Here is a 23638-nt window from a genome sequence, read left to right as displayed (position 1 = left end):
GCCCGTCCAGCCCCGGGCTCAGCCCGAGGCGGTTCGCTCCCCAGTGACCAGGCCCCGCCGGTAGGCGATCGCCACCGCCTCCGTGCGGCTTGCCGCCTCCAGCTTGGCGAGGATGTTGGAGACGTGGACGCTCGCCGTCTTGGCGCTGATGAACAGCTCCTCGCCGATCCGGCGGTTGCTGCGGCCGAGGGCGAGGAGCCGCAGTACGTCCTGCTCGCGGGCGGTGAGCCGCGCCGCACGGCCGCCGGTGGACGTCGTGTCCGTCAGCCGGCCGCGGCGGACCAGGTCGTTGAGCCGCTCGCGCAGCACCGTGGCGCCGAGCCGGTCGGCCTCCCGGCGTACGCTGTCGGCCTCGGTGGCCGCCTCCTCGCGGCGGTCGGCCGCCAGCAGGGCCTGCGCCAGCCGCAGCCGACACCGAGCGCGCTCGTAGGCGTCGCCGTACGCGAACCCCGCCACCGCCTTCTCCCAGGACGCCGGGTCCGGTCCGGGCCCGGTGATCCGGGCCAGCTCCGCCTCCGCGCGCGCCAGCCACGCCTGACCCTCCGGGCCCTGCGGTGTGCCGTCCTCCCCGCGCCCGGCGGACGACCGGGCCTGCCGCACCAGTTCCGCCGCCGTCCCGCTCCAGCGGCGGACCCCCGCCTCGTCGCCCGCCCCGCGCAGTTCGACGACGCTGTCGGCGACCGCGGACAGTGCGAGGGCGGCCAGCCTGACGGTGGCGGCGGGCCGCGTGCCCGCCGCGTCGGTGAGCGCCTCGACGGTGGACCGGGCCCACCGCACCGCGTCCTCCGCGTTCCCGCGCAGCGCGGCGGCGTCGGTCAGCACGATGCCCGCGACCAGCGTGCCCATCCAGTCGAACGGCCCCTCCAGCATCGCGCGGGCACGGTCCACGGCCCCGAAGTCGCCGCGCGCCAGCGCCACGTACAGCCCGGGCCCGATGGCGTGACCGCCTGCGGCGGGCAGCACGCCGGCGCTGTCCGCGGCCCCGCGCACGCAGTCGTCCCAGTGCCCCAGCGTGTACTGCACCAGCAGCCGCAGATACCGCATCTCCCGCGGATACGGCGAGGACAGCAGCCCCGAGCGGCGGGCCCGGTCCAGTCCCTCCGCCGCCCAGGGCAGGCACTGGGCCAGGTCACCGGACTCGAAGCAGCCGATGGCGAGGTTGAACAACGCCCGCATCTCCACCGGCGCGTTGCCCGCCCGCCGCGCCAGCTCCCGGGCCTCCAGCAGCCGCTCCCGGCCCTTGGGAGTGCTCCGGTCGCCGCCCTCGAGTCCGGCCAGGGAGATCAGGAGGTCGGCACGGGCGTCGGTGACCCCCAGATCCTCCGCGACGCGCAGGGCCCGGCGGGCGACCCGCAGCGCCGTCTCGTTCTCCCCGACCTGACGGGCCGCCATCACGTGGGTGGCCGCCGCCCACACCCACGTCGACGACGGCGGCTCGGCGGGGATGAGGGCGAGCGCCTCGCTGCTGTGGGTGAACGCGGCGGAAAGATTGTCGACGCTCAGCAGGTTCCCGGCGAGCGTGTAGCGGACGCGGGCGGCGAGCTCCAGGTCCGCGTCCTGGCCGAGGCGGGCCAGCGCGGACCGGGTGAGGGAGACCGCGCGGTGCAGCTCCCCGGCGTGCGCGGCGGCCGCGGACGCGCGCAGGGTGAGCGTCACGGCGTCGGGGCCGGCGGGCCGTGCGGCGGCGTCGACCGCCGACCACAGGTCGAGGGCCGTCTCGACGTGCCGCAGCTCCTCGGCGGGCGCGCCGACGCGCTGGGCGTGGTCGGCGGCTTCCAGGGAGGCGGCGAGCGCGTCGGGCAGGTCGTGGCTCTCGCGGTAGTGGTGGGCGCGCTCGGCCGCGCTTTCGGACCGGCGGTCCCGCGCGGTGAGCAGCCGGGCGAACGCGCCGTGCAGCCGGGCCCGCTCCCCGGGGAGCAGGTCGGCGTAGACCGCCTCCCGCGCGAGGGCGTGCCGGAAGGAGTAGGTCCCCCCGTCGCCGGTGACGAGCAACTGTCGCTCCACCGCCTCGCGCAGCGCCGTTTCCAGCTCCTCCTCGGGCAGTCCGACGGCGTCCCGCAGCAGGTCGTGCCCCACGCGACGCCCGGCGACCGCGGCGGTGCGCAGCACCTGCTGGGCGGTCTCGGACAGCTGCTCGAACCGGATGAGCAGGACGTCGGCCAGACCGCTGGGCACGCCCCCGGCGGGCGTGTCCGTGGCCGCGACCAGTTCCTCGGCGTAGAAGGCGTTGCCCTCGGCCCGCTCGACGATCCGGTGCACGGTGGTGTCCGGCAGCGGCCGGTCCCGCAGGGAGCGCACCAGCCGGGCTACGTCGGCGTCGGGCAGGGGCCGCAACTCCAGCCGTTCCACGGTGGGCAGGCGCACCAGCTCGGCCAGCAGCGGCCGCAGCGGGTGGCGGCGGTGCAGGTCGTCCGCCCGGTAGGAGGCGAACACCGCGAGCCGCCCGCCGGGCGCACCGCCCGCCGGCCGCTGCAGGACCTGCCGGCTCAGCAGGAACCGCAGCAGATCCCGGGAGGACTGGTCGGCCCAGTGCAGGTCCTCCAGGAGCAGCAGCAGCGGGGCGACGTCCGTCAGTTCGGTCAGCAGCGCGGCCACGTCCTCGAACAGCCGCAGCCGCGAACGCGTGGTGCCGCTCCCGTCGTCCGGAGCGCCGCCGAGCAGCCGGTCGGCCACCGGATGGGCGGCCTGCACGGCGGCGAACCGCTCGTCGGCGGCCAGCACACCGAGGATCTCGGTGAACGGCAGGTACGGCAGGCCGACGTCACCCAGATCGACGCAGTGCCCGGTGAGCACGGTCGTCCCGGCCGCGGCGGCCCGAAGGGCGACCTCGTCCAGGGTGCGGGTCTTGCCGACCCCCGCGTCCCCGGCGATCAGCACCGCGCGGGCCTCCCCGGCGCGGGCGCGCTCCAGTACGCCGGTGAGACGAGCGAGTTCGTCCTCGCGGCCGACGAGCGGACTGGTGAATGAGGTCTGCGGCACGATGCCCATCCTGGCATGCGGGTCCGGCAGTCCCTTTCGCGGACGAGGGCGCCGGAGCGGGCCGTCGGCGTGCGGGCGCGACGGGTTCGGCCGTGCCGCCGTTCACCCGCTCCCGCTGCGAAGCCGGGGGGGCGGCGTAGCAGTCAGGAAGGCGGCGTGGGGAAGACTGGATCCCATGGACGTGACCGCGACACAGGGAGGGAACCGCATGACGCGCCCGATCACGGCAGGGGTCGACGGTTCGGAGGAGAGCCTGGCCGCACTGGCCTGGGCCGCGAGGGAGGCGGTCCGCCGGGGAGCGCCGCTGCACGTCGTGCACGCCTGGCGGTTCCAGCCGCAGGACGCGGCCGGCCCGGGGGACCGGGACGCGCAGGAGCGGTGGGTCGAGGACTCGGTCGCAGAGTCGGTCCGGACCGTCACCGGGCGGCACCCGGATCTCACGGTGTCCACCGAGGTCCGCGAGGCCGACGACGCCGTCGCCGTACTGCTCGCCGCCGCGGGCGACGCCGGGACGCTGGTGCTCGGCTCGCGCGGCCACGGGGCGGTCGTCGGCTTCCTGCTCGGCTCGGTCGGCCAGCAGGTGATCGCCGAGGCGACCCGGCCCGTCGTCCTCGTACGGGCCGGGGAGGAGGCCGCGGCCGAGGCCGCCGGCCGTGAGGTCGTCGTGGGGCAGCAGGGGGAGCCGGAGGACAGCGCCGACGTGATCGGCTTCGCCTTCGAGGCGGCAGCCGCGCGCGGTGCCACCGTGCGGGCCGTCCGGGCCTGGGCCCTGCCGACGGTGTTCACCTACAGCCCGGGGTCGATGCGGCTCGCCGACGAGGCCGGGGGCCTCGAGTCGTACGAGAGGAAGGCCCTCGGCGAGGCGCTCGGGCCGTGGCGCGAGCGCTTCCCCGACGTCCCGGTGATCGAGCACGTGGAGATGGGCAGCGCGGGGCAGGTGCTGCTGTCGGTGGCCGCGGACGCCCAGCTGATGGTCGTCGGCCGCCGTGCCCGCCGTACGGCCGTCGGCGCCAGGATCGGCTCGGTGGCGCACGGCGTGCTGCACCACGCGGACTGCCCGGTGGCGGTGGTCCCGCACGCGTGACGCCTGTACGGGCGCCTGTACGGGCCACGCCCGTACGGACGTCACGTCCGCGGGCGTTCCGCCCGGGCCGGTGACTCAGTCGGCCGTCGGCTGCAGGGTCTCCCGGGCCCTGGGCAGGATGTTCGTGATGTAGTCCGCCACGGCCGTGTCCAGCCCGATGTCGTGCTGGGCCCGCTCGGACAGGTACCAGCGGTGCTCCAGCAGTTCGTGGTAGATCTCGGCCGGGTCCATCGCGCCGCGCAGTTCCACCGGCACGGCGCGCACGGTGGGCCGGAAGACCTCGCGCACCCAGCGGTGGGCGAGGACTTCGGGGCGGGCCCCCAGGGGGTCGCCCGGGGCGTAGTCGTCCTGGGTGGCCATCCAGCTCTCCAGGTCGTTCAGCAGCCGCCGGGCCTGGTTCTCCTCGGCGTCCAGTCCCGTCAGGCGCAGCAGCTGACGCTGGTGGTGGCCCGCGTCGACGACCTTGGGCACGAAGGTGACCGTGTCACCGTTGGAGGCGTGCTCGATCTGCATCTCGGCCACGTCGAAGCCGAGGTCGTTGAGCCGCCGGATGCGGCGCTCGATGTAGTGGTGCTTGCCCGCCGGATAGACGGAGGTCCGGGTCAGCTCCTGCCACAGGCTCCCGTAGCGGGCGCAGATCTCGGTGCCGAAGTCGATCGGGTCGACGGAGGGGTGCAGCGCCCCGGACGCCTCCAGGTCGAGCAGCTCACCGCTGATGTTCACCCGGGCGAGGTCGAGGTCGTAGTCGCGTTGCCCGTCGCTCAGCCGGGGGTGCAGCTCCCCGGTCTCGGCGTCCACCAGGTACGCGGCATAGGCGCCCGCGTCGCGCCGGAAGAGCGTGTTGGACAGTGAGCAGTCGCCCCAGGCGAACCCGGCCAGGTGCAGCCTGACCAGCAGCACGGCCAGGGCGTCCATCAGACGGTGCATGGTCGCCGGGCGCATCGTCGTCTCGAACATCGACCGGTACGGCATCGAGCCGCCGAGGTGCCGGGTGATGAGCACCGGTTCCAGCGCCTCGCCGGCGGCGTCGGCGCGGCCGGTGACCACGGCCAGCGCGTCCACCGCGGGAATGGCGAGCCGGTCCAGGTCGCGCAGCAGCTGGTACTCGCGCAGCGCGGGCCGTTCGGCCAGCTCCTTGACGGCTATCACCTCGTCGCCGGCCCGCGCGTAGCGGACGACGTGGCGGGAGATACCGCGGGGCAGCGGCACGAGGTACTCCTCGGGCCAGTCCTCCAGCGGCGTCTGCCACGGCAGTTCGAGCAGGAGCGCGGGGTGCTCAGGATTGGTGGCACTGATCTGCAAGGCCATGCCCCGACTCTAGAACGCCCGTTCCCGGTCTTGTCGCGCGGCCTCCCTCACGGCCCCTGTTCTCGTACAGCTACGGCGAACGGACATGCAGCGCTGCCTGACTCCTGCGATCGTGGTTTCCCCTCGCCGGACGTTGCGTCGAGCTGGACGAGTGATCTCGGGCGGGGCGGAGGAGCGCGGGGGCGGCGGGACGGGGAGCCGGAGGACCCGATAGAGGTCGGGACGCCACTCGAAGACGATAGGGAGCGGGTGCGGAACACGTCCGCTGTTCCGGACGCACGGCAACCCCTGGGGCCGGTTCGAGCTGGACAGGAGCAGCCGGTCGGACCTGGGACTGCGCGGCACGAGTGTGCTGCCCCGGCCGCGCGGCCCGCAGGAAGAAGCGGCCTCGGCCCCGATGTGACCCCACCGTCCGGCAGCCGTCGCTTCCTCCCGGACCATCCGGCAGTACGCGGCCCGGAAAGGCTGCGGCGCCACGGGGAACAAGCCCCGGGGCGCCACAGGAGCGGTCAGACGCCAAACGCAACGGGGTACTGGATGGTGCCCGCCGGGACCGGGCGAGTGTCGTCCAGAGCCATGGCCATCATGGCCTCGTCAGGTACTTCGAAGGGGGCTCGAATGCCGAAGCGGGAGGCCGGCGTGAAGCCGAACCGAGGGTAGTAGTCGGCGTGTCCCAGGACGACAACGAGGTTCTCTCCCGCGGCCCGGGCGGCGGCCAAGGCGGCGCGGATGGCCGCGGAGCCGGCACCGGCGCGCTGGGCCGAGGGCAGTACCGCGCACGGGGCCAGGGCGAGGGCAGGCTGACCGTCGACGTGGCAGCGGGTGAGCAGCGCGTACCCGACCGGGGTGCCGTCGGGGGCTGCGGTGACCATCGACAGGCCGTCGATCCACGCCTGCGGGTCGGCGCGCAGGGCGTCGACGATGTCGGCCTCGGCGGCGGTGGGGAAGGCCGCGAGGAGGACGTCACGGACGGCGGGGATGTCGTCGGCGGTTTCGGGACGGGCGGTCCAGGTGGTCATGGTTCCGTTCTCAGTGGTGTCGTGGGGGCGGAGGATGTCGTTCACAGCTGGCGCTCCCGGAACTGGTAGGTGGCACGCAGGTGCCGCGTGATGTCCTTCTTGGCGGCCTCGCGGTCGGTGCGCAGCCGAGCGTCGGTGCGGGAGGCTGCGTAGGCGTTCTCCCTCAGCAGTTGGCGGTAGCTGTCCAGACGGCGCTGGGGAACCTCGCCTGCCTCGACGGCAGCCAGCACCGCGCAGCCGGGTTCGCTCACATGTGCGCAGTCCGTGAACCGGCAGTCCTGTGCGAGGTGTTCGATCTCGGTGAAGGTCTGCTCCAGCCCGTCCTGGGCGTCGTGCAGGCCGATCGCGCGCAGACCCGGGGTGTCCAGCAACACCCCGCCGCCGGGCAGCGGAATCAGCTCCCGCCACGCGGTGGTGTGCCGCCCCTTGCCGTCCACGTCGCGCACAGCGGCGGTCGCCAGCCGGTCCTCGCCCAGCAGCTGGTTACCCAAAGTGGACTTACCTGCGCCGGAGGGGCCCAGCAGCACGACGGTGCCGTTCAGGACGGCCGTCAGGGTGTCCAGGCCCAGCCCGGTCACGGCGCTGGTGACCAGCACATCTGTGCCTGGTGCCACCTCGGACACCTCGGCTGCGGCCAGTTGCGCGTCGGCACACCGGTCGGCCTTGGTGAGCACCACGACCGGCTGGGCGCCGCTCTCCCAGGCCAGGGCGAGCATGCGTTCGGTCCTGCCGTGCTTCAGCGGGGTACCCAGCGACACCGTCACCGCGACCGTGTCGATGTTGGCGGCCAGGACCTGGCCACGGGAGGTACGCGAAGCGGTGGATCGGACCAGGGCGGTGCGTCGCTCCAGTACCGCGTGCAGCACTGGTCCGTGATCGGTGGTGGCAGGACGCAGGGCGGCCCAGTCGCCCGTGCACGGCGGCGACAGCGGATTCTTCTGATCGGCGGCACCGGGGATCTCCGCACGGAGGCTTCCGGCGTCGGTGACCGCTTCACACGAGCCGCGTTCGGCTCGCACGATACGGGCCGGGATCAAGCCGGCATCGCGATGGGGCGCGAAGGCGTGCTCGCACGCCTCGTCCCAGCCGTAGTCGGCCAGGGAGTACTGCTGAGCATGGAAAGAAGATCGAGACAACGTGGAGACCCTTGAACGAGGACCCCGTCGAGCGTGAAACTCCGCCCCCGTGAGCCATCAGGCTTGGGCGGGGGTGAACGTCAGGTCAGACCGGGGCCCGGGACGTGAGGATGGTCCGGCGTGCGCTGCACACGGCAGCGGCCTTCACGGCAGACATCGACTCACCTCCCCCTTCTGGTCTCGCAGTTGACCCGATTGTCTCGGCTCCGCCGACGATAACACGTCCATTCCCCGGCGTCGGACGACGCCGGGGCCCGCGTAGCGCTCCAGGGAGAGGACGGAGGCGTGGCGGGAGCGGGCCAGAAGCATCGGCGTGGAGGTTCCGCCCTCGGCGTCGTGTGCCAGGGTGCTGTGACCGAGCCGGTGGAGGGGGGAGGGCAGACTTCCGGTACGGCCGGGGGTGGCGGCCGGTGGCGGTGGGTTCAGCGCACGCCGTGCGGGCGGAACTGGACGCTGATGCGGGGCCCGGCGGCGCGGGTGCTCTTGGGGATGCAGTGCTCCCAGGTGCGCTGGCAGGAGCCGCCCATCACGATCAGGTCGCCGTGGCCCAGCGGGCGCCGCACCGTGTCGCCGCCTCCGCCCGCCGGGCGCAGCAGCAGGTCCCGGGGTGCCCCGACCGACAGGATGGCGACCATCGTGTCCTGGCGCGCACCCCGTCCGATCCGGTCACCGTGCCAGGCGACACTGTCCCGGCCGTCGCGGTAGTGGCACAGCCCGGCGGTGGTGAAGGGCTCGCCCAGCTCCTCGGCGTAGTGCGCGGACAGTGCGTCGCGCGCCTCGGTCAGCAGCGGGTGCGGCAGCGTGTCGCCCGCGCCGTAGAAGGCGAGCAGCCGGGGTACGTCGACCACCTGGTGGTACATGGCACGTCGCTCCGCGCGCCACGGGACCTCGGCGGCCAGCCGCTCGAACAGCGCGTCGGCGCCGCTCAGCCACCCGGGAAGCAGGTCGAGCCAGGCGCCCGAGCCGAGGTGTGTGCGGCGCAGCCCGTCGAGCGGCCCGAGCCGGACTTCGTCCGTCTGGTCGAAGAGCGAGCCCTGGAGGTGCGTGGTCATGGGATCAGCGTACTCCTGATTCGAATGCACGTTCTATCCGTGTCCGGTTCCCGGCACGGCCCTTCCGATACACAGCTGTATCGGATACGTTCCCGGATCGAGCACAGGGAGGACCGGACATGGCGGCGAAGGCGACGACCGGGCGGGTGACCAGGCGGCGGGCGCGCACCCGCGCGAACCTCCTGGACGCGGCGTTCGCGGTGTTCGCCGCCAAGGGGTTCGGCCGGGTGTCGATCGAGGAGGTCTGCGAGGCGGCCGGTTACAGCCGGGGCGCCTTCTACTCGAACTTCGACAGCCTCGACGAGCTGTTCTTCGCCCTCTACCTGGAACGGGCCGACCTGATCGCGGAGCAGGTGTCCGGCGCCCTCGCGCTGGACGGTCCGGACCTGGACGTGCCCGCCGCCGCGGACCGGGTCACCGAGGTGCTGCTCCTGGACCGGGACTGGCTCCTGGTGAAGACGGACTTCCTGGTGCACGCCGCCCGCGATCCCGCCGTGGCGCGCACGCTGCTGGAGCACCGGGCGCGCCTGCGGCACGCGATCGCCGAACGGATCGCCCGGGCGCGCGGCCACACCACTGTTCCCGCCGTGCTGGGCGACGCCGACGGCGCGGCGCATGCCGTGGTCGCCGCGTACGACGGAGTCACCACCCAGCTGCTCCTGGACCGCGACGTCGAGCACGCGCGTGCCTGGCTGGGGCAGCTGCTCACCGCACTGCTCACCGAGGGCAGCGGCGCCCCCTGACCATCCCTCCTTCTTCCCTCTCGACTTCTCGAACCCCTCGAACCCCAACGACACGGAACAGGAAGGGACGGTCGCCATGGATGCCGACGTCATCGTGGTCGGAGCGGGACTGGCCGGGCTGGTCGCGGCCCACGAACTGACGAGCCGGGGCAGGAGGGTCGCCCTCGTCGACCAGGAGAACGCGGCCAACCTCGGCGGGCAGGCCTTCTGGTCCTTCGGCGGCCTCTTCCTCGTCGACTCGCCTCAGCAGCGGCGCCTCGGCGTCAAGGACTCCTTCGACCTGGCCTGGAACGACTGGCAGGGCAGTGCGGGCTTCGACCGGACCGAGGACGAGGACTCCTGGGCGGTGCGCTGGGCGAGGGCGTACGTCGAGTGGGCGGCGGGGGAGAAGCGGTCCTGGCTCGCCGGACACGGCATCACCTTCCTGCCCACCGTCGGCTGGGCCGAGCGCGGCGACCTCACGGCCGGCGGGCACGGCAACTCCGTGCCCCGTTTCCACATCGCCTGGGGCACCGGCACGGGCGTCGTCGAACCCTTCGTGCGGTACGCCAGGCAGGCGGTGCGGGACGGACTGCTCACCTTCCACCACCGCCATCGCGTCGACCACCTGGTCGTCGAGGACGGCACCGCACGCGGGGTACGCGGCACGGTACTGGCCGAGGACCACTCGCCCCGCGGAGTCGCCTCCAACCGCGACGCGACCGGCGAGTTCCAGCTCACCGCCCAGGCCGTGATCGTGACCTCCGGAGGCATCGGCGCCGACCACGACATCGTCCGCCGGCACTGGCCCGAGCGCCTCGGCACCCCGCCCGCCGAGATGGTCACCGGTGTCCCCGCCTACGTCGACGGGCGGATGCTCGACATCAGCGCCGAGGCGGGCGCACGCCTGGTCAATCGCGACCGGATGTGGCACTACACCGAGGGCGTGCGCAACTGGGACCCGATCTGGCCAGGTCACGGCATCCGCATCCTGCCCGGACCGTCCTCGCTGTGGTTCGACGCCCTCGGCCGCCGCCTGCCCGAACCCTGCCTGCCCGGCTACGACACCCTCGGCACCCTCCGGCACCTGCGCACGGCCCAGGACCTCGCGGGGCACGACCACTCCTGGTTCATCCTCACCCAGAAGATCATCGAGAAGGAGTTCGCGCTCTCCGGCTCCGAGCAGAACCCCGACATCACCGCCAAGGACCGCGCCGGCTTCCTGCGCGAACGCGTCCTCGGCAAGGGGGCGCCGGGACCGGTGGACGCCTTCCTGCGCAAGGGCGCCGACTTCGTGACCGCGCCGAACCTGGAGCAACTCGTCGACAGGATGAACGGGCTGACCGACAAGCCGCTCCTGGACGCCGCCGTGATCCGCCGCCAGATAGAGGCCCGCGATCTCCAGATGGCCAACCCTTACGCCAAGGACGCCCAGGTCCAGGGCATCCGCAACGCCCGCCGCTACATCGGCGACCGACTCGGCCGGGTCGCCGCGCCGCACCGCGTCCTCGACCCGGCGGCGGGCCCCCTGATCGGCGTCAAACTGCACATACTCACCCGCAAGACCCTCGGCGGCATCCAGACGGACCTCGACTCCCGCGCACTGGGCGCCGACGGCACGCCCGTCGAGGGCCTGTACGCGGCCGGTGAGGTGGCCGGCTTCGGCGGCGGCGGGGTGCACGGCTACAACGCGCTGGAGGGCACCTTCCTCGGCGGCTGCCTGTTCTCCGGGCGTGCGGCGGGCCGCGCGGCGGCACGGCAGACGGCCTGAGCGACGGACACGCCCCGCCGACCGCTCCGCCTCCTCACGCCTCGTCGAGGAGGCGGAGCAGCACGGCGGCGTGGCTCTCCCCGGGCGACCTGGACGCGGTCAGCAGCGTCACGTCCCCCTCGCGCGCCAGCTCCCGTACGTGATCGAGGAGTTCCGCCGCGTCCGGGGCGGCCAGCTCGGCCTCGTACCGTCGCGCGAACTCCTCGTAGGAGCCCTCGCCCGCGTGGTACCAGCGGCGCAACTCGGCCGACGGGGTGAGGCCCTTGGGCCACTCGTCCACGTGCGCCGCGTCCTTCGCCACACCACGCGGCCACAGCCGGTCCACCAGGACGCGTACGCCGTCGTCGGGTTCGGGCGGGTCGTGGACGCGGTGCACACGGACGCTCATGGCTGGTCCTGCCTTTCCGGGGGCGGTGCGATCGCGAGCCTGCGCCCGGCGCGCCCGGCGCCTCCGCGGGGCGCCGGTGACGCGGGCGCCGTTCGGGCGGGGCACGGGCGTACGGGGTGAACGGGCGCCGGCCGCACCGGGGTCAGCCGGACCTCCGGCGCACGGCCTCGCGCCGCTTGAGCGCCCGGCGTTCCAGCTCTCCGGTCCCGCCCCAGACGCCGATGGTCTGCCCCGTGTCGAGTGCCCATCGCAGACACTGCTCCTGGACCGGACAGCGCCGGCAGACCGCCTTCGCCTGCTCCGTCTGCAAAGCGGCCGGGCCGGTGGTGCCGATCGGGAAGAACAGGTCGGGGTCCTCCGTGCGGCATGCGGCGTGCTCTCGCCAGTCGTCCATCAAAGTCACCTGCGATCGGTATCGTTCGCTTCCTCGGGATTGCCTTGCTCCCTTGCGGGTGACCTGTCGACAGCGGGGTGAAACCGGCGCCTTGCCGTGCGCCGTGCCCTCGCGCTCACCCCCGCAGCGCCTCCTGTGCCGCCGTCACCACCGTGTCGGCCACCGTCGCGAGCGCCGGGGAGTCGAGTTTCCACTGCTGCCAGTACAGCGGGACATCCACCGCCAGACCCGGGGCGAAGTCGACGAGCCGGCCGGTACGCAGCAGCGGCTCCGCCTGGGGTTCGGGCACCATGCCCCAGCCCAGGCCGGCGGCGACCGTCTCGACGAAGCCCTCCGAGGTCGGGACGTAGTGCCGCGCGGGACCCGCGCCGCCGAGCCCCAGCCGCCGCGCGAAGCCGTCCTGGAAGTCGTCGCGCCGGTCGAAGACCACCACCGGCGCCTCGGTGAGCACCTCCCGCAACGGCCCGTCCAGATGACGTGCGGCGAACTCCGGGTCGGCGCAGGGGAGATACCGCATCCGGCCGAGGTACCGGACGGTGCAGCCGGGGACGGCATCGGGCGACGAGGTCACCGCGGCCATCACCACACCCTCCCGCAGCAGGGCCGCCGTGTGGTCCTCGTCCTCACGGCGCAGCTCGAAGCAGAGCCGGGGCTCCTGGGGCACCCGCGTGAGGGCGCCGAGGAACCAGGTCGCGAGCGAGTCGGCGTTGACGGCCACCGAGACCCGGGTCGACTCGCCGGCGCCGCTCAGTCCCAGCTCGGCGTACGCGTCCCGCTCCAGCCGGGCCACCTGGCGGGCGAGGCGCACCAGCACCGCGCCGGAGTCCGTCGGCCGCACCGGTTTGGTGCGCAGCAGCAGCACCCGGCCGGTGCGCTGCTCCAGCGCCTTGACCCGCTGGCTGACCGCGGACGGCGTCACGTGCAGCGCCGCGGCGGCAGCGTCGAACGTGCCCTCGTCCACCACGGCCAGCAGGGTGCGTACCTGGTCGAGCGGAAGATCCGCGAAAGCCGCCGTAACCGTTCCCTTCGCATCCGTCATCACGAACGCTAATGATACGTAAGAATCTTTAGCTGTACGTCCTGTGATCGTCCGCTTAGCGTCGAGGGCATGACCAACGCACTCACCGCCGCGGCCGCCGGCTTCGGCACCGGCCTCTCGCTCATCGTCGCCATCGGTGCCCAGAACGCCTTCGTCCTGCGCCAGGGGGTCCGCCGCGACGCGGTCCTCGCCGTGGTCGGCATCTGCGCGCTCTCCGACGCCCTGCTCATCTCCCTGGGCGTCGGCGGGGTCGGCGCGGTGGTGGTGGCCTGGCCGGGCGCGCTGACCGCGGTCGGCTGGATCGGCGGCGCCTTCCTGCTCTGCTACGGCGCCCTGGCAGCCCGGCGCGTGTTCCGGCCGGCCGGTGCGCTGCGGACGGACGGCGACGCCGCGGGCTCGCGCCGCCGGGCGGTCCTCACCTGCCTGGCGCTGACCTGGCTCAACCCGCACGTCTATCTCGACACGGTGTTCCTGCTGGGTTCGGTCGCCGCCGACCAGGGCCCGCTGCGCTGGACCTTCGGCCTGGGCGCCGTGCTCGCCAGCCTGTGCTGGTTCGCCGCGCTCGGCTTCGGCGCCCGCTACCTCGGCCGGTTCCTGGCTCGGCCCGCGGCCTGGCGCGTGCTCGACGGACTGGTCGCCGTCACCATGATCGTCCTCGGCGTCTCGCTCGTCGCCGGAGCCTGAGCGCCGAGGGCGTGCGGGTTCGGGAACCCGCACGCCGTGGGCGTGTCCGGTGGGAACGCGGCCGCCAGGCACCAGCCGGGACGGACCCCGCCCGGTTGCAAGGTCCCCGACGCCGTCTCACAGGGAGCCCCGCCCGTGCAGCGCGTAGTGCTCCATGAGCCGGCCCCTGGTGGTCTCCAGCCGGTGCGCGAGGATCTCGGCGACCGACCGCACCAGCACGATGCCCAACTGCGGGTCCTCGTCGCACAGGGCGAGCACCGAGGCCGCGTCGAACTCGTAGGCGCGCACCGGGCTGAAGGCCTCGGCGCCGAAGTCCCACTCGTAGGGCGGGAACAGCCAGGACCAGCCGAGCAGATCGCCCGCTCCGAGGCTGGCGACCGTGACCCGCTGCAGGGGCGTGACCTGCTGGGTCAGGGAGACCGCGCCGGAGCGGACGACCCAGAAGCGGTCGGCCCTGCCGCCCGCCTCGAAGATCCGGGCGTCCTCCGGGAAGGAGACCTCCCGGGCGAGCGCCGTCAGCCGTTCGCGCTGGGGCAGAGGGAGGGCGGTCAGCAGTTTGATCGCTTTGGTCATGGCACGGGGCTCCTCGCCGGCGATTCGGTTCCGGGGCTTTCCCTATGCCCATTTCAGTCGCTCCGACCGCCCTGAGCACCTCGGCGGACGGCAGATTCCGTACGGATTCCGTGCCGGAACCGGGGCGACGGCGCCAGGGCATGAAAAAGCCCTGGCTGGACGGGGGAAGCCAGCCAGGGCCGTAAGCGGTGACGCACGAAGGACACTTTGGTCGACCCCGTCGCCACGTATGGATGAACGCTAAACCATCTTCGGGTGATGCGCGAAGCGCGAACCGGGGCACGTGACCTGTTTCACTCGCCCGGCCCCCCGCCGTTCTCCCGCTCGGAGTCTCACCCGCCGCTCTCCGCGACGACCCTGATCGTCCCCAGCCGGGGATCGCTCGGGTCCGGCAGGTACATCCCCGCGTCCAGACCGCTGCGCAGATACCGCAGGACGGGTTCGGCCAGCCGCTCGCCGGGCAGGACGGCCGGGATGCCGGGCGGATACGGTGTGATCATCTCCGCCGCGACGCGACCGGCGGCCCGGTCGAGCGGAACGTCCTGGGTGGGCCCGAAGAACGCGTCCCGGACCAGACTCACCTGAGGCATCCGCAGCTCGGCCGGCGACGGCACCTCCACGCGCGGGGCGGGGCCCAGGCCGGGAGCGGCGTGCGCCAGGTCCTTGAGCGCGGAGAGCAGCTCGGCGGCGGTCTCCCGGTCGTCGCCGTGGGTGATCTGCGCGCCGATGCGGCGATGGTCCGTGATGTGCGCGATCACGCCCCGGTGCTCGCGCAGCCAGTCCGCCGCCTGGAAGCCCGAGACGCCGAGCCCGTCGAGGTCGATGATGACGGGCAGCGGATCGAAGCCGTGGGCCAGCCCCGGACCGCAGAAGTCGTCCCGGTCGTTGACGTGCATGCCGTCGATCTCCTCGACGGCCGCGCGGACGTCGGCCGCCAGCTCCAGGGCGCCGCCCATCAGCTCGCGTCCGTGCAGCGCCATCTGGCGGCGCCAGCCGTCCAGCCCGGCGAAGATCAGGGCCGAGGGGCTGGTGGTGCCCAGCAGGTCCGCCCGCATGCCGAGCACCTTCGGCGGGACGAGGTCACCGCGCAGATGGAACACCGATCCCTGCTCCAGACCGCTGCCCATCTTGTGGATGCTGGTCACGCAGATGTCGGCGCCCGCGTCCATCGCCCACGACGGCAGACCGGGGTGGAAGGGCAGATGCGCCCCCCAGGCCTCGTCGACGATCAGTGGCGCCGAGCGGCGGTGGCAGACCTCGGCGACGGCCCGCAGGTCCGCGCTCGCCCCGTACGGTGTCGGGCTGGTGACCAGGGCGCCCTTGGCGTCGGGATGGGCGGCGAACGCCCTCTCGAACTCCTCGGCGGACGGCGGATGGGCCAGGTGCCGCTCGGCGTCCCAGCGGGGCTCCACCCAGACCGGCTCGATCCCGGACAGGATCAGCCCGGAGACGACGGACTTGTGGGCGTCCCGGCCGATCAGCAGTTTCTCGTGCGGCCCGGCGACCGCCAGCATCGCCGCCTTCACCGACAGGGAGGACCCGCACGTCGAGAAGAACGTGTGGTCGGCGTGCACGGCATCGGCCATCAGCTCCTGGGCGCGCTGCAGCACCCGCCCCCGGGTGAGCCGGTCGTCGAGTCCGCCCGTCGCGAGCACGTCCCCGTAGAAGACGGCGTCGCCCAGCACCTCGCGCACCTCCGGGTCGGCCCCGCGGGCCTGTTTGTGCCCCGGCGGCGTGAATGACAGCCGCCCCTCGCGGCGGTAGTCGACGAGGGCTTCCAGTACGGGTGCTCGGGTGTGGTCGGCCGTCATGCCGGTCCGGTTTCCCGTCCGGCCCCCGGTCAATCCGTCCCGCGGCCCGTCACCGAGCGTTCCGGCCCGGGGTCAGCACCTCGTCCAGCACCCGCAGGACGGCCTCGTACGCCATCGTCCGTACGGCGGCGTCCCGGGAGCCCTCCGGGTCGGTCGGCCGCAGCTCTTCCCTTCGCGCCCGCCAGGTCCGCTCCTGTTCCACCGCGCAGGCCCTCGCGCGGTGCATACGGCGCAGCAGTTCGTCCGAGTCCACAACATCCGTCATGTACTCCGCGTACCCCCGCACAGGCTCCGGATGGCCGCTGGGCCGTACGGAGGGCCGGAGGTTTGGGGGTACGGGCAGAGGTGAGCCGAAAGCAACGGGGCCGCACGGCGCGGGGCCGGCCGGATCCGGCCCATCTCACCGACCAGGGAGCTGACGGATGTGTGACAGGCACACGACCGAACCCGTCGTCGAGCAGTACGGCGCGGACCGGCACCGGCGTTACCGGCCGTGCAAACCCGCCGAGGCACGCGAGACGGTCGAACGCGTCGTCACCGAATGCTGCGGCCCCGACGGCCGCACGTCGTGCGACGCGGGCGCCCTGTCGGACGCGGTACTCGTCGCCTCGGAACTGACCACCAACGCGATCCTGCACGGTGGCGGCATCACCGACTTCCAGGTCGACGTCGTCGGACCCGGCGTGCGGCTCTCGGTGTGCGACCGCAGTCACGACCTTCCGGTGGCCGTGCCCTCCACCGACCCGCAGGGACGCCGCCGCGTAGGCGGCCGGGGCTGGCCGATCGTCTGCCGGCTGGCACGCGACGTACGCGTGGCAGACCTTCCCTCTGGAGGCAAGTGCATCACCGTGGTCGTTCCGCTGTCCTGAGTACTTTTCGAAAAGCGGAGTTTGTTCCACCGGGGCAGGGGCAGTCGCAAGTTCGTGCTTCGGACCGGAGGCGCAGCAGCGGGAGCGGTATGGCTGCTTCGGCCCTCCGGGTGATGACCCGGACAGTGCCGTTCCCGCGGAAAGTCCCCTGAGACCACCGTTCAGGAGCGAACGCGCATGCTCATCGAAACGCCCACCGTCCGTCCCGGAACCACCGAGTCCACCAACGACTCCGCCGCTCCCGCCCGTCGCCGGCACGACGACGCACCCGACACCATGGCCCTCTTCGGCCGGCTGGCGGGGCTGGCGGACGGGCCCGAACGCGACATCGTCCGCGACGAACTCGTCACGGCCTGGCTGCCCATGGCCCACCGGATCGCCGGGCGGTTCCGGGACCGCGGCGAGTCCATCGAAGACCTGCGCCAGGTCGCGGCGCTCGGCCTGGTGAAGGCCATCGACCGCTTCGACCCGGAGCGCGGTGCCTTCGAGAGCTACGCCGTGCCCACCATCACCGGCGAGGTCAAGCGCCACTTCCGGGACCGCATGTGGGCCCTCCGGGTGCCCCGCCGGGTCCAGGAACTGCGCAACAAGGTGCGGGTGGCGCGACGCGAGCTCACCCAGAGCCCGGGCAGCCCCGAACCCTCGGTGGCCGCCGTCGCCGCCCACACCGGGCTGACCGAGGACGAGGTCAGCGCCGGCATGGAGGCGCTGGAGAGCTTCAGCACCCTCTCGCTGGACGCCGAACTGTCGGCCGGTGACGACGGCTACAGCCTCGCGGACACCCTCGGCGCGGCGGACGCCTCGTACGACACCGTGATCGACCGCGAGTCCGCCAAGGAGGGCCTGCGCAGGCTGCCCGAACGCGAGCGCGCCATCCTCTACATGCGCTTCTTCGAGGACATGACGCAAAGCCGTATAGCCGACCATCTGGGCATCTCGCAGATGCACGTCTCGCGGCTCATCAGCCGCAGCTGCGCCCGCGTGCGCGACGAGGCGATGGGGCATCGGGCGGGCCGCCGGGGGACCGGCCGGCCGGTGCGGAGCTGACTGACCGAGGAGCCGGCCAGGAACGAGACGGACGCCGATGCCTCACCCCGTGGTGCCGCGCGGACCCGTCGACGCGTACGAGGCGACAGCGGGGCCGAGCCGACCGATGACACGGGCGGCCCGGGCCCCGGACCCGGGACGCGGCGTACACGCCGTGCGCGTCGACCGGCACGCGTGGTCGCCGCACGGGCCCCGGAGGCCGCTCGCCGCCGACTCGCGGCCGGCCCGGTTGCGGACCCGACCCCCGCCCGTCGTCCAGCCCGCGTCCGCGGCGGACTGACCCGCGGCGGACAGGGAACGTGCGGTGACGTGACTGCCCGTACTGCCCGTATGCCGCGAGGCGGCGTACGGGCAGTCGTGCGTCATCGGCACGAGAACCGGTCGCGCGCCCCCACGGCTGTACACCGGGAGGCGCACGGCCGCCCGGCGCGGTGGTCACCGCACCGCGTCCCGGGAGCGGACGGGCGTCACCTCGGGCTCCGGGGGCCACGGCACTCGGCGCCCGTCCCGCCGGGTGGGGGCCTTCGCGCCTTCGCCGTCCGGTGTGCGAGAAGGAGGCGTGTGCGAGAAGGATGCCGGGGCATCCGGAGTCCGGGAGGGGAGGTCCACATGAACGCACGTGTCATGACACAGACCGGCCGCGGCCGGGCCCGCCGGGCAGCGAACGGGTCCACCGCCGAGGGGGCGGCCCGGGCGGGACTCACCGCTCGCGGTGTGATCTACCTGCTGGTCGGCATCCTGGCCCTGCAGATCGCCTTCGGCACCGGTGACCGGCAGGCGGACCGGGGCGGCGCCCTGGCCGAGCTGTCGGACAAGCCGTTCGGCGCCGTACTGCTGTGGGCGCTGGGCCTCGGGCTCGTCGGCATGGCGCTGTGGCGGCTGTCCGAGGCACTGTTCGGCGTGACGGGGAAGGACGGCCACACGGCCAGGAAGCGCCTGCCGGCCGCCGCCCGCTGCGTGTTCTACGGGTTCGTCGCGTACTCCGTACTGGCCTTCGCCGCCGGCTCCGGCGGCAGTGGCTCCAGCGACCGGCAGTCCCGGGACGTCACGGCCCGGGTGATGGAGATGCCCGCCGGGCGGTGGCTCGTCGGACTGGCCGGCGCCGCGATCGCCGTCGCCGGAGTGGTCATCGGTGTACAGGCGGTGCGCCGCAGCTATCACAAGAAGCTGAAGCTGGGCGCACTGAGCCCCTGGGCCCGGCGGCTGACCGACATCACCGGCGTCGGCGGCGGGGCGGCGCGCGGCGTCGTCTTCGCCGCGGCGGGCGCCTTCGCGGTGCGGGCCGCGGTCGACTACGAGCCCGACAAGGCGAAGGGACTGGACGACACCCTCCGCTCCTTCGCCGGCACCCCACTCGGCCCCTGGCTCCTGGTCTGCGTCGCCGCGGGTCTGGTGCTGTTCGGCGTCTTCTCCTTCGCCCTCGCACGCTGGCGCCGCGTCTGAGCCGCGCCGCACGGGGAACACGGGGTGAATGAACGAACACGAGATTCCTCCGCCGGACGGACGTCCCGTGGACGTCTACCTCGACCTCCTGCGCATCCGCATGGAGACCGACGACTACCAGCTCCTGCTCAGCGTGGTGGAACCCGTCCTCCAGGCGATCGACGAGCACCAGATGCCGACCATCGACTTCTCCCTGGACGGGGACAACGCCGAGGCGCTGCCCCAGGAGATCAGGGACGAGGCCGCCCTGGTCATCGCCACCGCGGTCACGGGCCGGCTGGACAACGAGGTCGTCGAGATCCGCACCGACGAGACCGGCCCGGTCCGGGTCGTCACCGACGCGGTCACCGCCTCCGATCCCGAACGCCTCGGCGAGATAGCCGACTACCTCAAGGAACGCCACCTGCAGAACGAGGAACTGCGCGGCATCGCCGAGGCGAGCGGTCTGCCCAGCGACTTCTGACCGTCACCGCTGCCGGCCGTCATCGCGTCGGCGTCCTGACGGGCACCCCCAGCGGCCGGGCGAGGCCCACCACCGCCTCGTCCAGGCGCTCCAGGTGCCGCAGTACCCGGCCGGTGATGCGCCCGTACCGCGGCACGCCCGCGGCGTCCGGTTCCAGCAGCGAGGCGATGCTCGGCCCGGTCTCCACCTCGGTCCGGGCGTCGTCGTCGGCGACGTGCGCCGCGATCGCCTCGATGTTGCGCACCGTACGCCGCACCGCCCCGCGCAGCCGCGGATCGGCCGCGATCGAAGGATGGGTGGGCAGCAGCTCGGCCGTCGCGGCCAGGGACCGGGCGTGATAGGCGCAGGTCTCCAGCAGTGCCACCACGTACTGGGCCGTGTCGCGCCGGGCCCGCAGCGGCGTGATCGGATGGGTCAGCGGCTGGGTGGCGGCCCGCAGATCCCCCAGCGCCTGGTCCAGTTCCCGCGCCGTGTCCAGCAGATCGGCCGCCGCCCCGCCACTGAGCTGGTCGACGGCGCCCTCGGTGACGTCGGTGAGCCGGTCCAGCACCGTGCCGAGCAGTTCGTTCGTACGGCGGTCGGTCCGTATCGGCAGCACCAGCGCCGCCGCGACGATCCCGCAGGCCGCGCCGAGCGCCGTCTCCTCCACGCGCAGCAGCAGCACCGACAGGCTGTAGGTGTGCAGCAGGGTGTACAACAGGCCCAGCATCGCGGTGACGAAGAACGACATCAGTGTGTACGACAGCGGTGCCGTGTAGAACATCGCGAAGATGAGCAGCAGCACCAGCCCGAACGCGATCCAGGTGTGGCCGCCCACCACGCCCGCCAGCACGATGCCGGCCACCACCCCGAGCATCGTGCCCAGCACGCGCCGGTAGCCCTTGACGAGGATCTCGCCGGTGGAGGCCGTGTTCAGGAAGACGATCCAGCACGCGAGCACCGCCCAGTACCAGCGCTCGGAGGACAGGAACTCGCCGCCCAGGATGGCCAGCGACGACCCCACCGCCACCTGTACCGCGGCGCGCGTGGTGGGCCGCCGAAGCCCGGTCGGCTCCTCCTCCGGTATGGCCTCCTCACCGGCGTCGATCGCGGCGTCCTCGGCGTCCAGCTCCTCCCGGGAGCGGGTCGTCGCGGGCGTGTCGTCCGACTCGTCCTGCGGCCCGTCCAGGGCGATCCTGAGGCCCATGACCGCGCGCGCCGTCTCACCGAGGCCCCGGAAGACGTCCTGGACGGCCGGTGTCGCCTCGGGCAGGTTCTCCTCGTCGCGGTAGCCGAGGAGCCGGTTGCGCAGATGCGAGAGCGCGGTCCCGCGCGCCTCGGCGGGCGGCCGCAGCACCAGCGTGCGCAGCGCCCCGAGATCGCGGCGCAGGATCTCCGTCGCCTCGCCGGGCGCGGGAGAACTGCCCACCGAAGGGGCGGGCGCGCCGGGCAGATGCAGGGTCAGCGTGTCCGCCCGCTCGGCGCTGCGCGCGGTCAGCAGCAGCAGCCCCAGCCGCTCCGCGGCGATCTCGGCGTCCGCGATGCGCCGCTGCACCAGACGCGCCGTGGACTCGTCGGGGGTGCCCTCCTCCAGCCGGGACTGGATCATCAGAGCCGTCTCGTGCAGGCGCGCGGTGCCGTCACGCAGGTGCTCGAGCGTCCTGTCGATCCCGTCCGGACCGGCGTCCAGCAGTTCGCCCTGCGTGGCGATCAGCTGGGCCAGCCGGGCACGGAAGGCCTGCCGCAGGCGCTGGAGCACGCCCGCCGGTGTCTCCGGTACCACCGCGAAGCGGACCACCGCGCTGCACACGAACGCCACCGCGATGGCTCCCAGCAGCTCCGGCAGCACCGACACCTCCGCGCCGACGAACAGGGAGACGAAATAGACCTGGAAGCCGATAAGCCCGAGCGCGGTGCCACGGTCGCCGAACCGGCGGACGAAGACGGCACAGAAGATCAGGACGACGAAGAAGGCATCACCGATGACGACCCGCGAGGTGAGCAGCGAGCTGATCGACACCGACGCCAGGGCGACGGGCAGCCCCAGCGCCAGGGTGACGGCCTGCGCGCCCAGCTCCTTCTCCCGGATGGCGAAGGTGGCGACCATCGCCGTCATCGCGCCCGCCACCAGATGGGTGACGTCCGCACCGAACACGGCGAGCACCGCCAGCGCCAGCGCGATGGCGCCCACCGTCCGCAGCCCCGCCGTCAACCGCAGCAGCCCGGGGTCGGACGCGGCGACGCGGTCCCGCAGCCGTGTCCGCGCCGAGCGCCCCGCTGCCTTCACGCCGCCGTACACTCTCCCGATTCACGCCTGGTTCACGCCGGTTCCCGGCCGGTTCGCGCCGAGATCCACTTCTCAGCATGTCATGCCGCGAGCCGGCCAGGGCCGCCGGGTCACAGCTCCGCCCGGCCCGCCTCCCTGACCTGCTCCCGCACCTGCTCCGGCGTCAGATAGGCGTCGGTGTACTCGAAGTCCTTCAGTTTGGCCGGTTTGCGCGCCTGGAAGCCGGTGCGTACGAAATCGTCGCCGGCGACCGCGTTGAGCGCCCAGTTGGCCGCCACCCGGGCCTTGGCCACGCCCGTGCGCAGCGCCGACCAGTGGTAGCCGCGGGCCACGGCCTGGGCGGGCAGACCCTTCAGCTCGACGCCCAGCGGCTTGGAGACCGCGTCGGTACCGCCGAGGTCGACGACGAGCCCCAGATCCTTGTGAACGTACGGCCGCATCGGCTGGTTGCGCAGGGTGGCGATGAGGTTCTCGGCGACGTGCCGGCCCTGCCGCATGGCGTGCTGGGCGGTGGGCGGGCAGACGGCGCCCTCCCGGCCCTTGGCGAGGTCGGGCACGGCGGCGCAGTCGCCGAGCGCGAACACCCCGTCGTGGTTCGGCAGGCACATCTCGGCGGTGACCGCGAGCCGTCCCTTGACCGTCTCCGCGCCGAGCGTGGCGATGAGCGGGCTCGCCACCACCCCGGCGGTCCAGATCAGCGTGCGGGTGGGCACCACCCGGCCGTCCGTGAAGGTGACCTCCTCGGGGCCGGCCTTCTCGATGGACACGCCCAGGGAGATGTCGATGCCGCGCCGCGTCAGGACCTCCTGCGCGTCGCGTCCGAGCTTCTCACCCAGCTCGGGCATCAGCTTCGGGGCGATGTCGATCAGATGCCACTTGATCAGGCTCGGGTCGAGCCGGGCGTAGCGCTTGACGGCCGCGTGCGTCAGCCGCTGCAGACAGGCCGCGGTCTCGGTACCCGCGTAGCCGCCGCCGACCACCACGAACTGCAGCCGACAGGCGCGCTCCGCGGGATCCTGACTGGCGTCGGCGAGGTCCAGCTGCGAGATGACGTGGTCGCGGATGTACGCGGCCTCCGCCAGCGTCTTCATGCCGAACGCGTTGTCCGTGAGCCCCGGGATGTCGAAGGTGCGGGTGATGCTTCCGGGGGCCAGCACGATGTAGTCGTACGGCTCGTTCACGATCTGGTCGGTGATGGTGCGCACCACGCAGACCTTCGCCTTGAGGTCCACGCCGATGGCGCCGCCCGGGATGATCCGGGTCCGGTACTTGCTGCTGCGGCGCAAGGAGAGCGCGATCGACTGGGGCGTCAGCACCCCGGAGGCGACCTGGGGCAGCAGCGGCAGATAGAGCTGGTAGGAGAACGGCGTCACCAGGGTGACGTCGGCCTCGTTGGGGGAGAGCCGCCGCTCCAGACGACGAACGCACTCCACGCCGGCGAAACCTGCGCCGACCACCAGGATCCTGGGTCGTGTCACGGTGTTCATCCCTTTCTGCGGCTCCAGGCGGTCTGCCGCGAACGCCATTCGCCTGCCCCTGGATCGCTGCTTCGCACCTCGTCGATCCCACCGCGTCCGCGTCGGTTCGGCC

At 73.1% G+C, this 23638-nt stretch carries 21 protein-coding genes; 8 read left to right on the top strand and 13 right to left on the bottom strand.

Annotation, left to right across the window (positions count from 1 at the left end; all coding sequences use genetic code 11):
- Positions 1–18: 18 nt before the first annotated feature.
- Positions 19–2988, bottom strand: coding sequence for an AAA family ATPase (locus tag ACH4F2_RS23565; RefSeq protein WP_398134700.1), 2970 nt, complete (start codon positions 2986–2988; stop codon positions 19–21).
- 199 nt (positions 2989–3187) lie between these two features.
- Between ACH4F2_RS23565 and ACH4F2_RS23560 the strand changes: the two genes are divergently transcribed.
- Positions 3188–4063 (top strand): universal stress protein, encoded by an 876-nt coding sequence (locus tag ACH4F2_RS23560; protein WP_398134699.1) that lies wholly within the window; start codon positions 3188–3190, stop codon positions 4061–4063.
- Between the two features lie 75 nt (positions 4064–4138).
- Here the strand turns inward: ACH4F2_RS23560 and ACH4F2_RS23555 are convergent, their stop codons facing one another.
- From ACH4F2_RS23555 to ACH4F2_RS23540, 4 genes are all read right to left on the bottom strand, one after another.
- Complete coding sequence (locus tag ACH4F2_RS23555; RefSeq protein WP_398134698.1) at positions 4139–5371, bottom strand: DUF4032 domain-containing protein; 1233 nt, start codon at positions 5369–5371, stop codon at positions 4139–4141.
- 509 nt (positions 5372–5880) lie between these two features.
- On the bottom strand, positions 5881–6390 hold the full coding sequence (locus ACH4F2_RS23550) for a GNAT family N-acetyltransferase (protein ID WP_398134697.1): 510 nt from the start codon (positions 6388–6390) through the stop codon (positions 5881–5883).
- Positions 6391–6431: 41 nt separating this feature from the next.
- Positions 6432–7526, bottom strand: a complete 1095-nt coding sequence (gene rsgA, locus ACH4F2_RS23545) for a ribosome small subunit-dependent GTPase A (protein ID WP_398134696.1) — start codon at positions 7524–7526, stop codon at positions 6432–6434.
- Between the two features lie 422 nt (positions 7527–7948).
- Complete coding sequence (locus ACH4F2_RS23540) at positions 7949–8578, bottom strand: alpha-ketoglutarate-dependent dioxygenase AlkB (RefSeq protein ID WP_398134695.1); 630 nt, start codon at positions 8576–8578, stop codon at positions 7949–7951.
- Between the two features lie 119 nt (positions 8579–8697).
- On the opposite strand from ACH4F2_RS23540, the gene ACH4F2_RS23535 reads away from it, so the two are divergent.
- Positions 8698–9321 (top strand): TetR/AcrR family transcriptional regulator, encoded by a 624-nt coding sequence (locus ACH4F2_RS23535; protein WP_398134694.1) that lies wholly within the window; start codon positions 8698–8700, stop codon positions 9319–9321.
- A gap of 76 nt (positions 9322–9397) precedes the next feature.
- Positions 9398–11071, top strand: a complete 1674-nt coding sequence (locus ACH4F2_RS23530; RefSeq protein WP_398134693.1) for an FAD-binding dehydrogenase — start codon at positions 9398–9400, stop codon at positions 11069–11071.
- Between the two features lie 34 nt (positions 11072–11105).
- Here ACH4F2_RS23530 and ACH4F2_RS23525 read toward each other — a convergent pair whose 3' ends face one another.
- From ACH4F2_RS23525 to ACH4F2_RS23515, 3 genes are all read right to left on the bottom strand, one after another.
- Positions 11106–11459: a DUF488 domain-containing protein gene (locus tag ACH4F2_RS23525; protein ID WP_398134692.1), complete on the bottom strand. Its 354-nt coding sequence runs from the start codon at positions 11457–11459 to the stop codon at positions 11106–11108.
- 142 nt (positions 11460–11601) lie between these two features.
- Complete coding sequence (locus ACH4F2_RS23520) at positions 11602–11853, bottom strand: WhiB family transcriptional regulator (RefSeq protein WP_398134691.1); 252 nt, start codon at positions 11851–11853, stop codon at positions 11602–11604.
- A gap of 115 nt (positions 11854–11968) precedes the next feature.
- Positions 11969–12892: a LysR family transcriptional regulator ArgP gene (locus ACH4F2_RS23515; protein WP_398134690.1), complete on the bottom strand. Its 924-nt coding sequence runs from the start codon at positions 12890–12892 to the stop codon at positions 11969–11971.
- 69 nt (positions 12893–12961) lie between these two features.
- Here ACH4F2_RS23515 and ACH4F2_RS23510 point away from each other — a divergent pair, with 69 nt between their 5' ends.
- A complete protein-coding gene (locus ACH4F2_RS23510) occupies positions 12962–13576 on the top strand; it encodes a LysE/ArgO family amino acid transporter (protein ID WP_398134689.1) in 615 nt (204 codons plus the stop codon).
- Between the two features lie 117 nt (positions 13577–13693).
- On the opposite strand, the gene ACH4F2_RS23505 is transcribed toward ACH4F2_RS23510, so the two are convergent.
- The 3 genes from ACH4F2_RS23505 to ACH4F2_RS23495 form a co-directional block, all read right to left on the bottom strand.
- Complete coding sequence (locus tag ACH4F2_RS23505; protein WP_398134688.1) at positions 13694–14149, bottom strand: cyclic nucleotide-binding domain-containing protein; 456 nt, start codon at positions 14147–14149, stop codon at positions 13694–13696.
- 332 nt (positions 14150–14481) lie between these two features.
- Entirely contained in the window at positions 14482–15960 is a 1479-nt protein-coding gene (locus tag ACH4F2_RS23500) for an aminotransferase class I/II-fold pyridoxal phosphate-dependent enzyme (protein WP_398134687.1), read from the bottom strand.
- 49 nt (positions 15961–16009) lie between these two features.
- The gene (locus ACH4F2_RS23495) at positions 16010–16225 is read right to left on the bottom strand and encodes a hypothetical protein (RefSeq protein ID WP_398134686.1); all 216 of its coding nucleotides are present in this window, start codon (positions 16223–16225) and stop codon (positions 16010–16012) included.
- Between the two features lie 157 nt (positions 16226–16382).
- Here ACH4F2_RS23495 and ACH4F2_RS23490 point away from each other — a divergent pair, with 157 nt between their 5' ends.
- The 4 genes from ACH4F2_RS23490 to ACH4F2_RS23475 all read left to right on the top strand — a co-directional run bounded on the left by ACH4F2_RS23490 (position 16383) and on the right by ACH4F2_RS23475 (position 19782).
- Positions 16383–16829, top strand: coding sequence for an ATP-binding protein (locus ACH4F2_RS23490; protein ID WP_398134685.1), 447 nt, complete (start codon positions 16383–16385; stop codon positions 16827–16829).
- Positions 16830–17006: 177 nt separating this feature from the next.
- Positions 17007–17876 carry a SigB/SigF/SigG family RNA polymerase sigma factor gene (locus tag ACH4F2_RS23485; RefSeq protein ID WP_398134684.1) on the top strand — a complete coding sequence of 290 codons (870 nt, stop codon included), beginning with the start codon at positions 17007–17009 and terminating at the stop codon, positions 17874–17876.
- Between the two features lie 609 nt (positions 17877–18485).
- A complete protein-coding gene (locus tag ACH4F2_RS23480; protein WP_398134683.1) occupies positions 18486–19319 on the top strand; it encodes a DUF1206 domain-containing protein in 834 nt (277 codons plus the stop codon).
- A gap of 28 nt (positions 19320–19347) precedes the next feature.
- A complete protein-coding gene (locus ACH4F2_RS23475) occupies positions 19348–19782 on the top strand; it encodes a hypothetical protein (RefSeq protein WP_398134682.1) in 435 nt (144 codons plus the stop codon).
- Between the two features lie 19 nt (positions 19783–19801).
- On the opposite strand, the gene ACH4F2_RS23470 is transcribed toward ACH4F2_RS23475, so the two are convergent.
- Together ACH4F2_RS23470 and ACH4F2_RS23465 are read right to left on the bottom strand one after the other, a co-directional pair.
- Positions 19802–22048 carry an FUSC family protein gene (locus ACH4F2_RS23470; protein WP_398134681.1) on the bottom strand — a complete coding sequence of 749 codons (2247 nt, stop codon included), beginning with the start codon at positions 22046–22048 and terminating at the stop codon, positions 19802–19804.
- Between the two features lie 110 nt (positions 22049–22158).
- Complete coding sequence (locus ACH4F2_RS23465) at positions 22159–23535, bottom strand: NAD(P)/FAD-dependent oxidoreductase (RefSeq protein WP_398134680.1); 1377 nt, start codon at positions 23533–23535, stop codon at positions 22159–22161.
- Positions 23536–23638: the final 103 nt, after the last annotated feature.

Source organism: Streptomyces sp. NPDC017890 (genome assembly GCF_044328675.1).
GTDB lineage: Bacteria > Actinomycetota > Actinomycetes > Streptomycetales > Streptomycetaceae > Streptomyces.
The sequence above is the reverse complement of the archived record's forward strand: the minus strand, read 5'-3'. Positions and strand labels throughout refer to the sequence as shown.

What these genes read in the sequence shown, in the direction of transcription:
- ACH4F2_RS23565 (WP_398134700.1), bottom strand. Translation starts at nt 2,988, where the DNA reads ATGGGCATCGTGCCGCAGACCTCATTCACCAGTCCGCTCGTCGGCCGC.
- ACH4F2_RS23560 (WP_398134699.1), top strand. Translation starts at nt 3,188, where the DNA reads ATGACGCGCCCGATCACGGCAGGGGTCGACGGTTCGGAGGAGAGCCTG.
- ACH4F2_RS23555 (WP_398134698.1), bottom strand. Translation starts at nt 5,371, where the DNA reads ATGGCCTTGCAGATCAGTGCCACCAATCCTGAGCACCCCGCGCTCCTG.
- ACH4F2_RS23550 (WP_398134697.1), bottom strand. Translation starts at nt 6,390, where the DNA reads ATGACCACCTGGACCGCCCGTCCCGAAACCGCCGACGACATCCCCGCC.
- ACH4F2_RS23540 (WP_398134695.1), bottom strand. Translation starts at nt 8,578, where the DNA reads ATGACCACGCACCTCCAGGGCTCGCTCTTCGACCAGACGGACGAAGTC.
- ACH4F2_RS23535 (WP_398134694.1), top strand. Translation starts at nt 8,698, where the DNA reads ATGGCGGCGAAGGCGACGACCGGGCGGGTGACCAGGCGGCGGGCGCGC.
- ACH4F2_RS23530 (WP_398134693.1), top strand. Translation starts at nt 9,398, where the DNA reads ATGGATGCCGACGTCATCGTGGTCGGAGCGGGACTGGCCGGGCTGGTC.
- ACH4F2_RS23525 (WP_398134692.1), bottom strand. Translation starts at nt 11,459, where the DNA reads ATGAGCGTCCGTGTGCACCGCGTCCACGACCCGCCCGAACCCGACGAC.
- ACH4F2_RS23520 (WP_398134691.1), bottom strand. Translation starts at nt 11,853, where the DNA reads ATGGACGACTGGCGAGAGCACGCCGCATGCCGCACGGAGGACCCCGAC.
- ACH4F2_RS23515 (WP_398134690.1), bottom strand. Translation starts at nt 12,892, where the DNA reads ATGACGGATGCGAAGGGAACGGTTACGGCGGCTTTCGCGGATCTTCCG.
- ACH4F2_RS23510 (WP_398134689.1), top strand. Translation starts at nt 12,962, where the DNA reads ATGACCAACGCACTCACCGCCGCGGCCGCCGGCTTCGGCACCGGCCTC.
- ACH4F2_RS23505 (WP_398134688.1), bottom strand. Translation starts at nt 14,149, where the DNA reads ATGACCAAAGCGATCAAACTGCTGACCGCCCTCCCTCTGCCCCAGCGC.
- ACH4F2_RS23500 (WP_398134687.1), bottom strand. Translation starts at nt 15,960, where the DNA reads ATGACGGCCGACCACACCCGAGCACCCGTACTGGAAGCCCTCGTCGAC.
- ACH4F2_RS23495 (WP_398134686.1), bottom strand. Translation starts at nt 16,225, where the DNA reads ATGACGGATGTTGTGGACTCGGACGAACTGCTGCGCCGTATGCACCGC.
- ACH4F2_RS23490 (WP_398134685.1), top strand. Translation starts at nt 16,383, where the DNA reads ATGTGTGACAGGCACACGACCGAACCCGTCGTCGAGCAGTACGGCGCG.
- ACH4F2_RS23485 (WP_398134684.1), top strand. Translation starts at nt 17,007, where the DNA reads ATGCTCATCGAAACGCCCACCGTCCGTCCCGGAACCACCGAGTCCACC.
- ACH4F2_RS23480 (WP_398134683.1), top strand. Translation starts at nt 18,486, where the DNA reads ATGAACGCACGTGTCATGACACAGACCGGCCGCGGCCGGGCCCGCCGG.
- ACH4F2_RS23475 (WP_398134682.1), top strand. Translation starts at nt 19,348, where the DNA reads ATGAACGAACACGAGATTCCTCCGCCGGACGGACGTCCCGTGGACGTC.
- ACH4F2_RS23465 (WP_398134680.1), bottom strand. Translation starts at nt 23,535, where the DNA reads ATGAACACCGTGACACGACCCAGGATCCTGGTGGTCGGCGCAGGTTTC.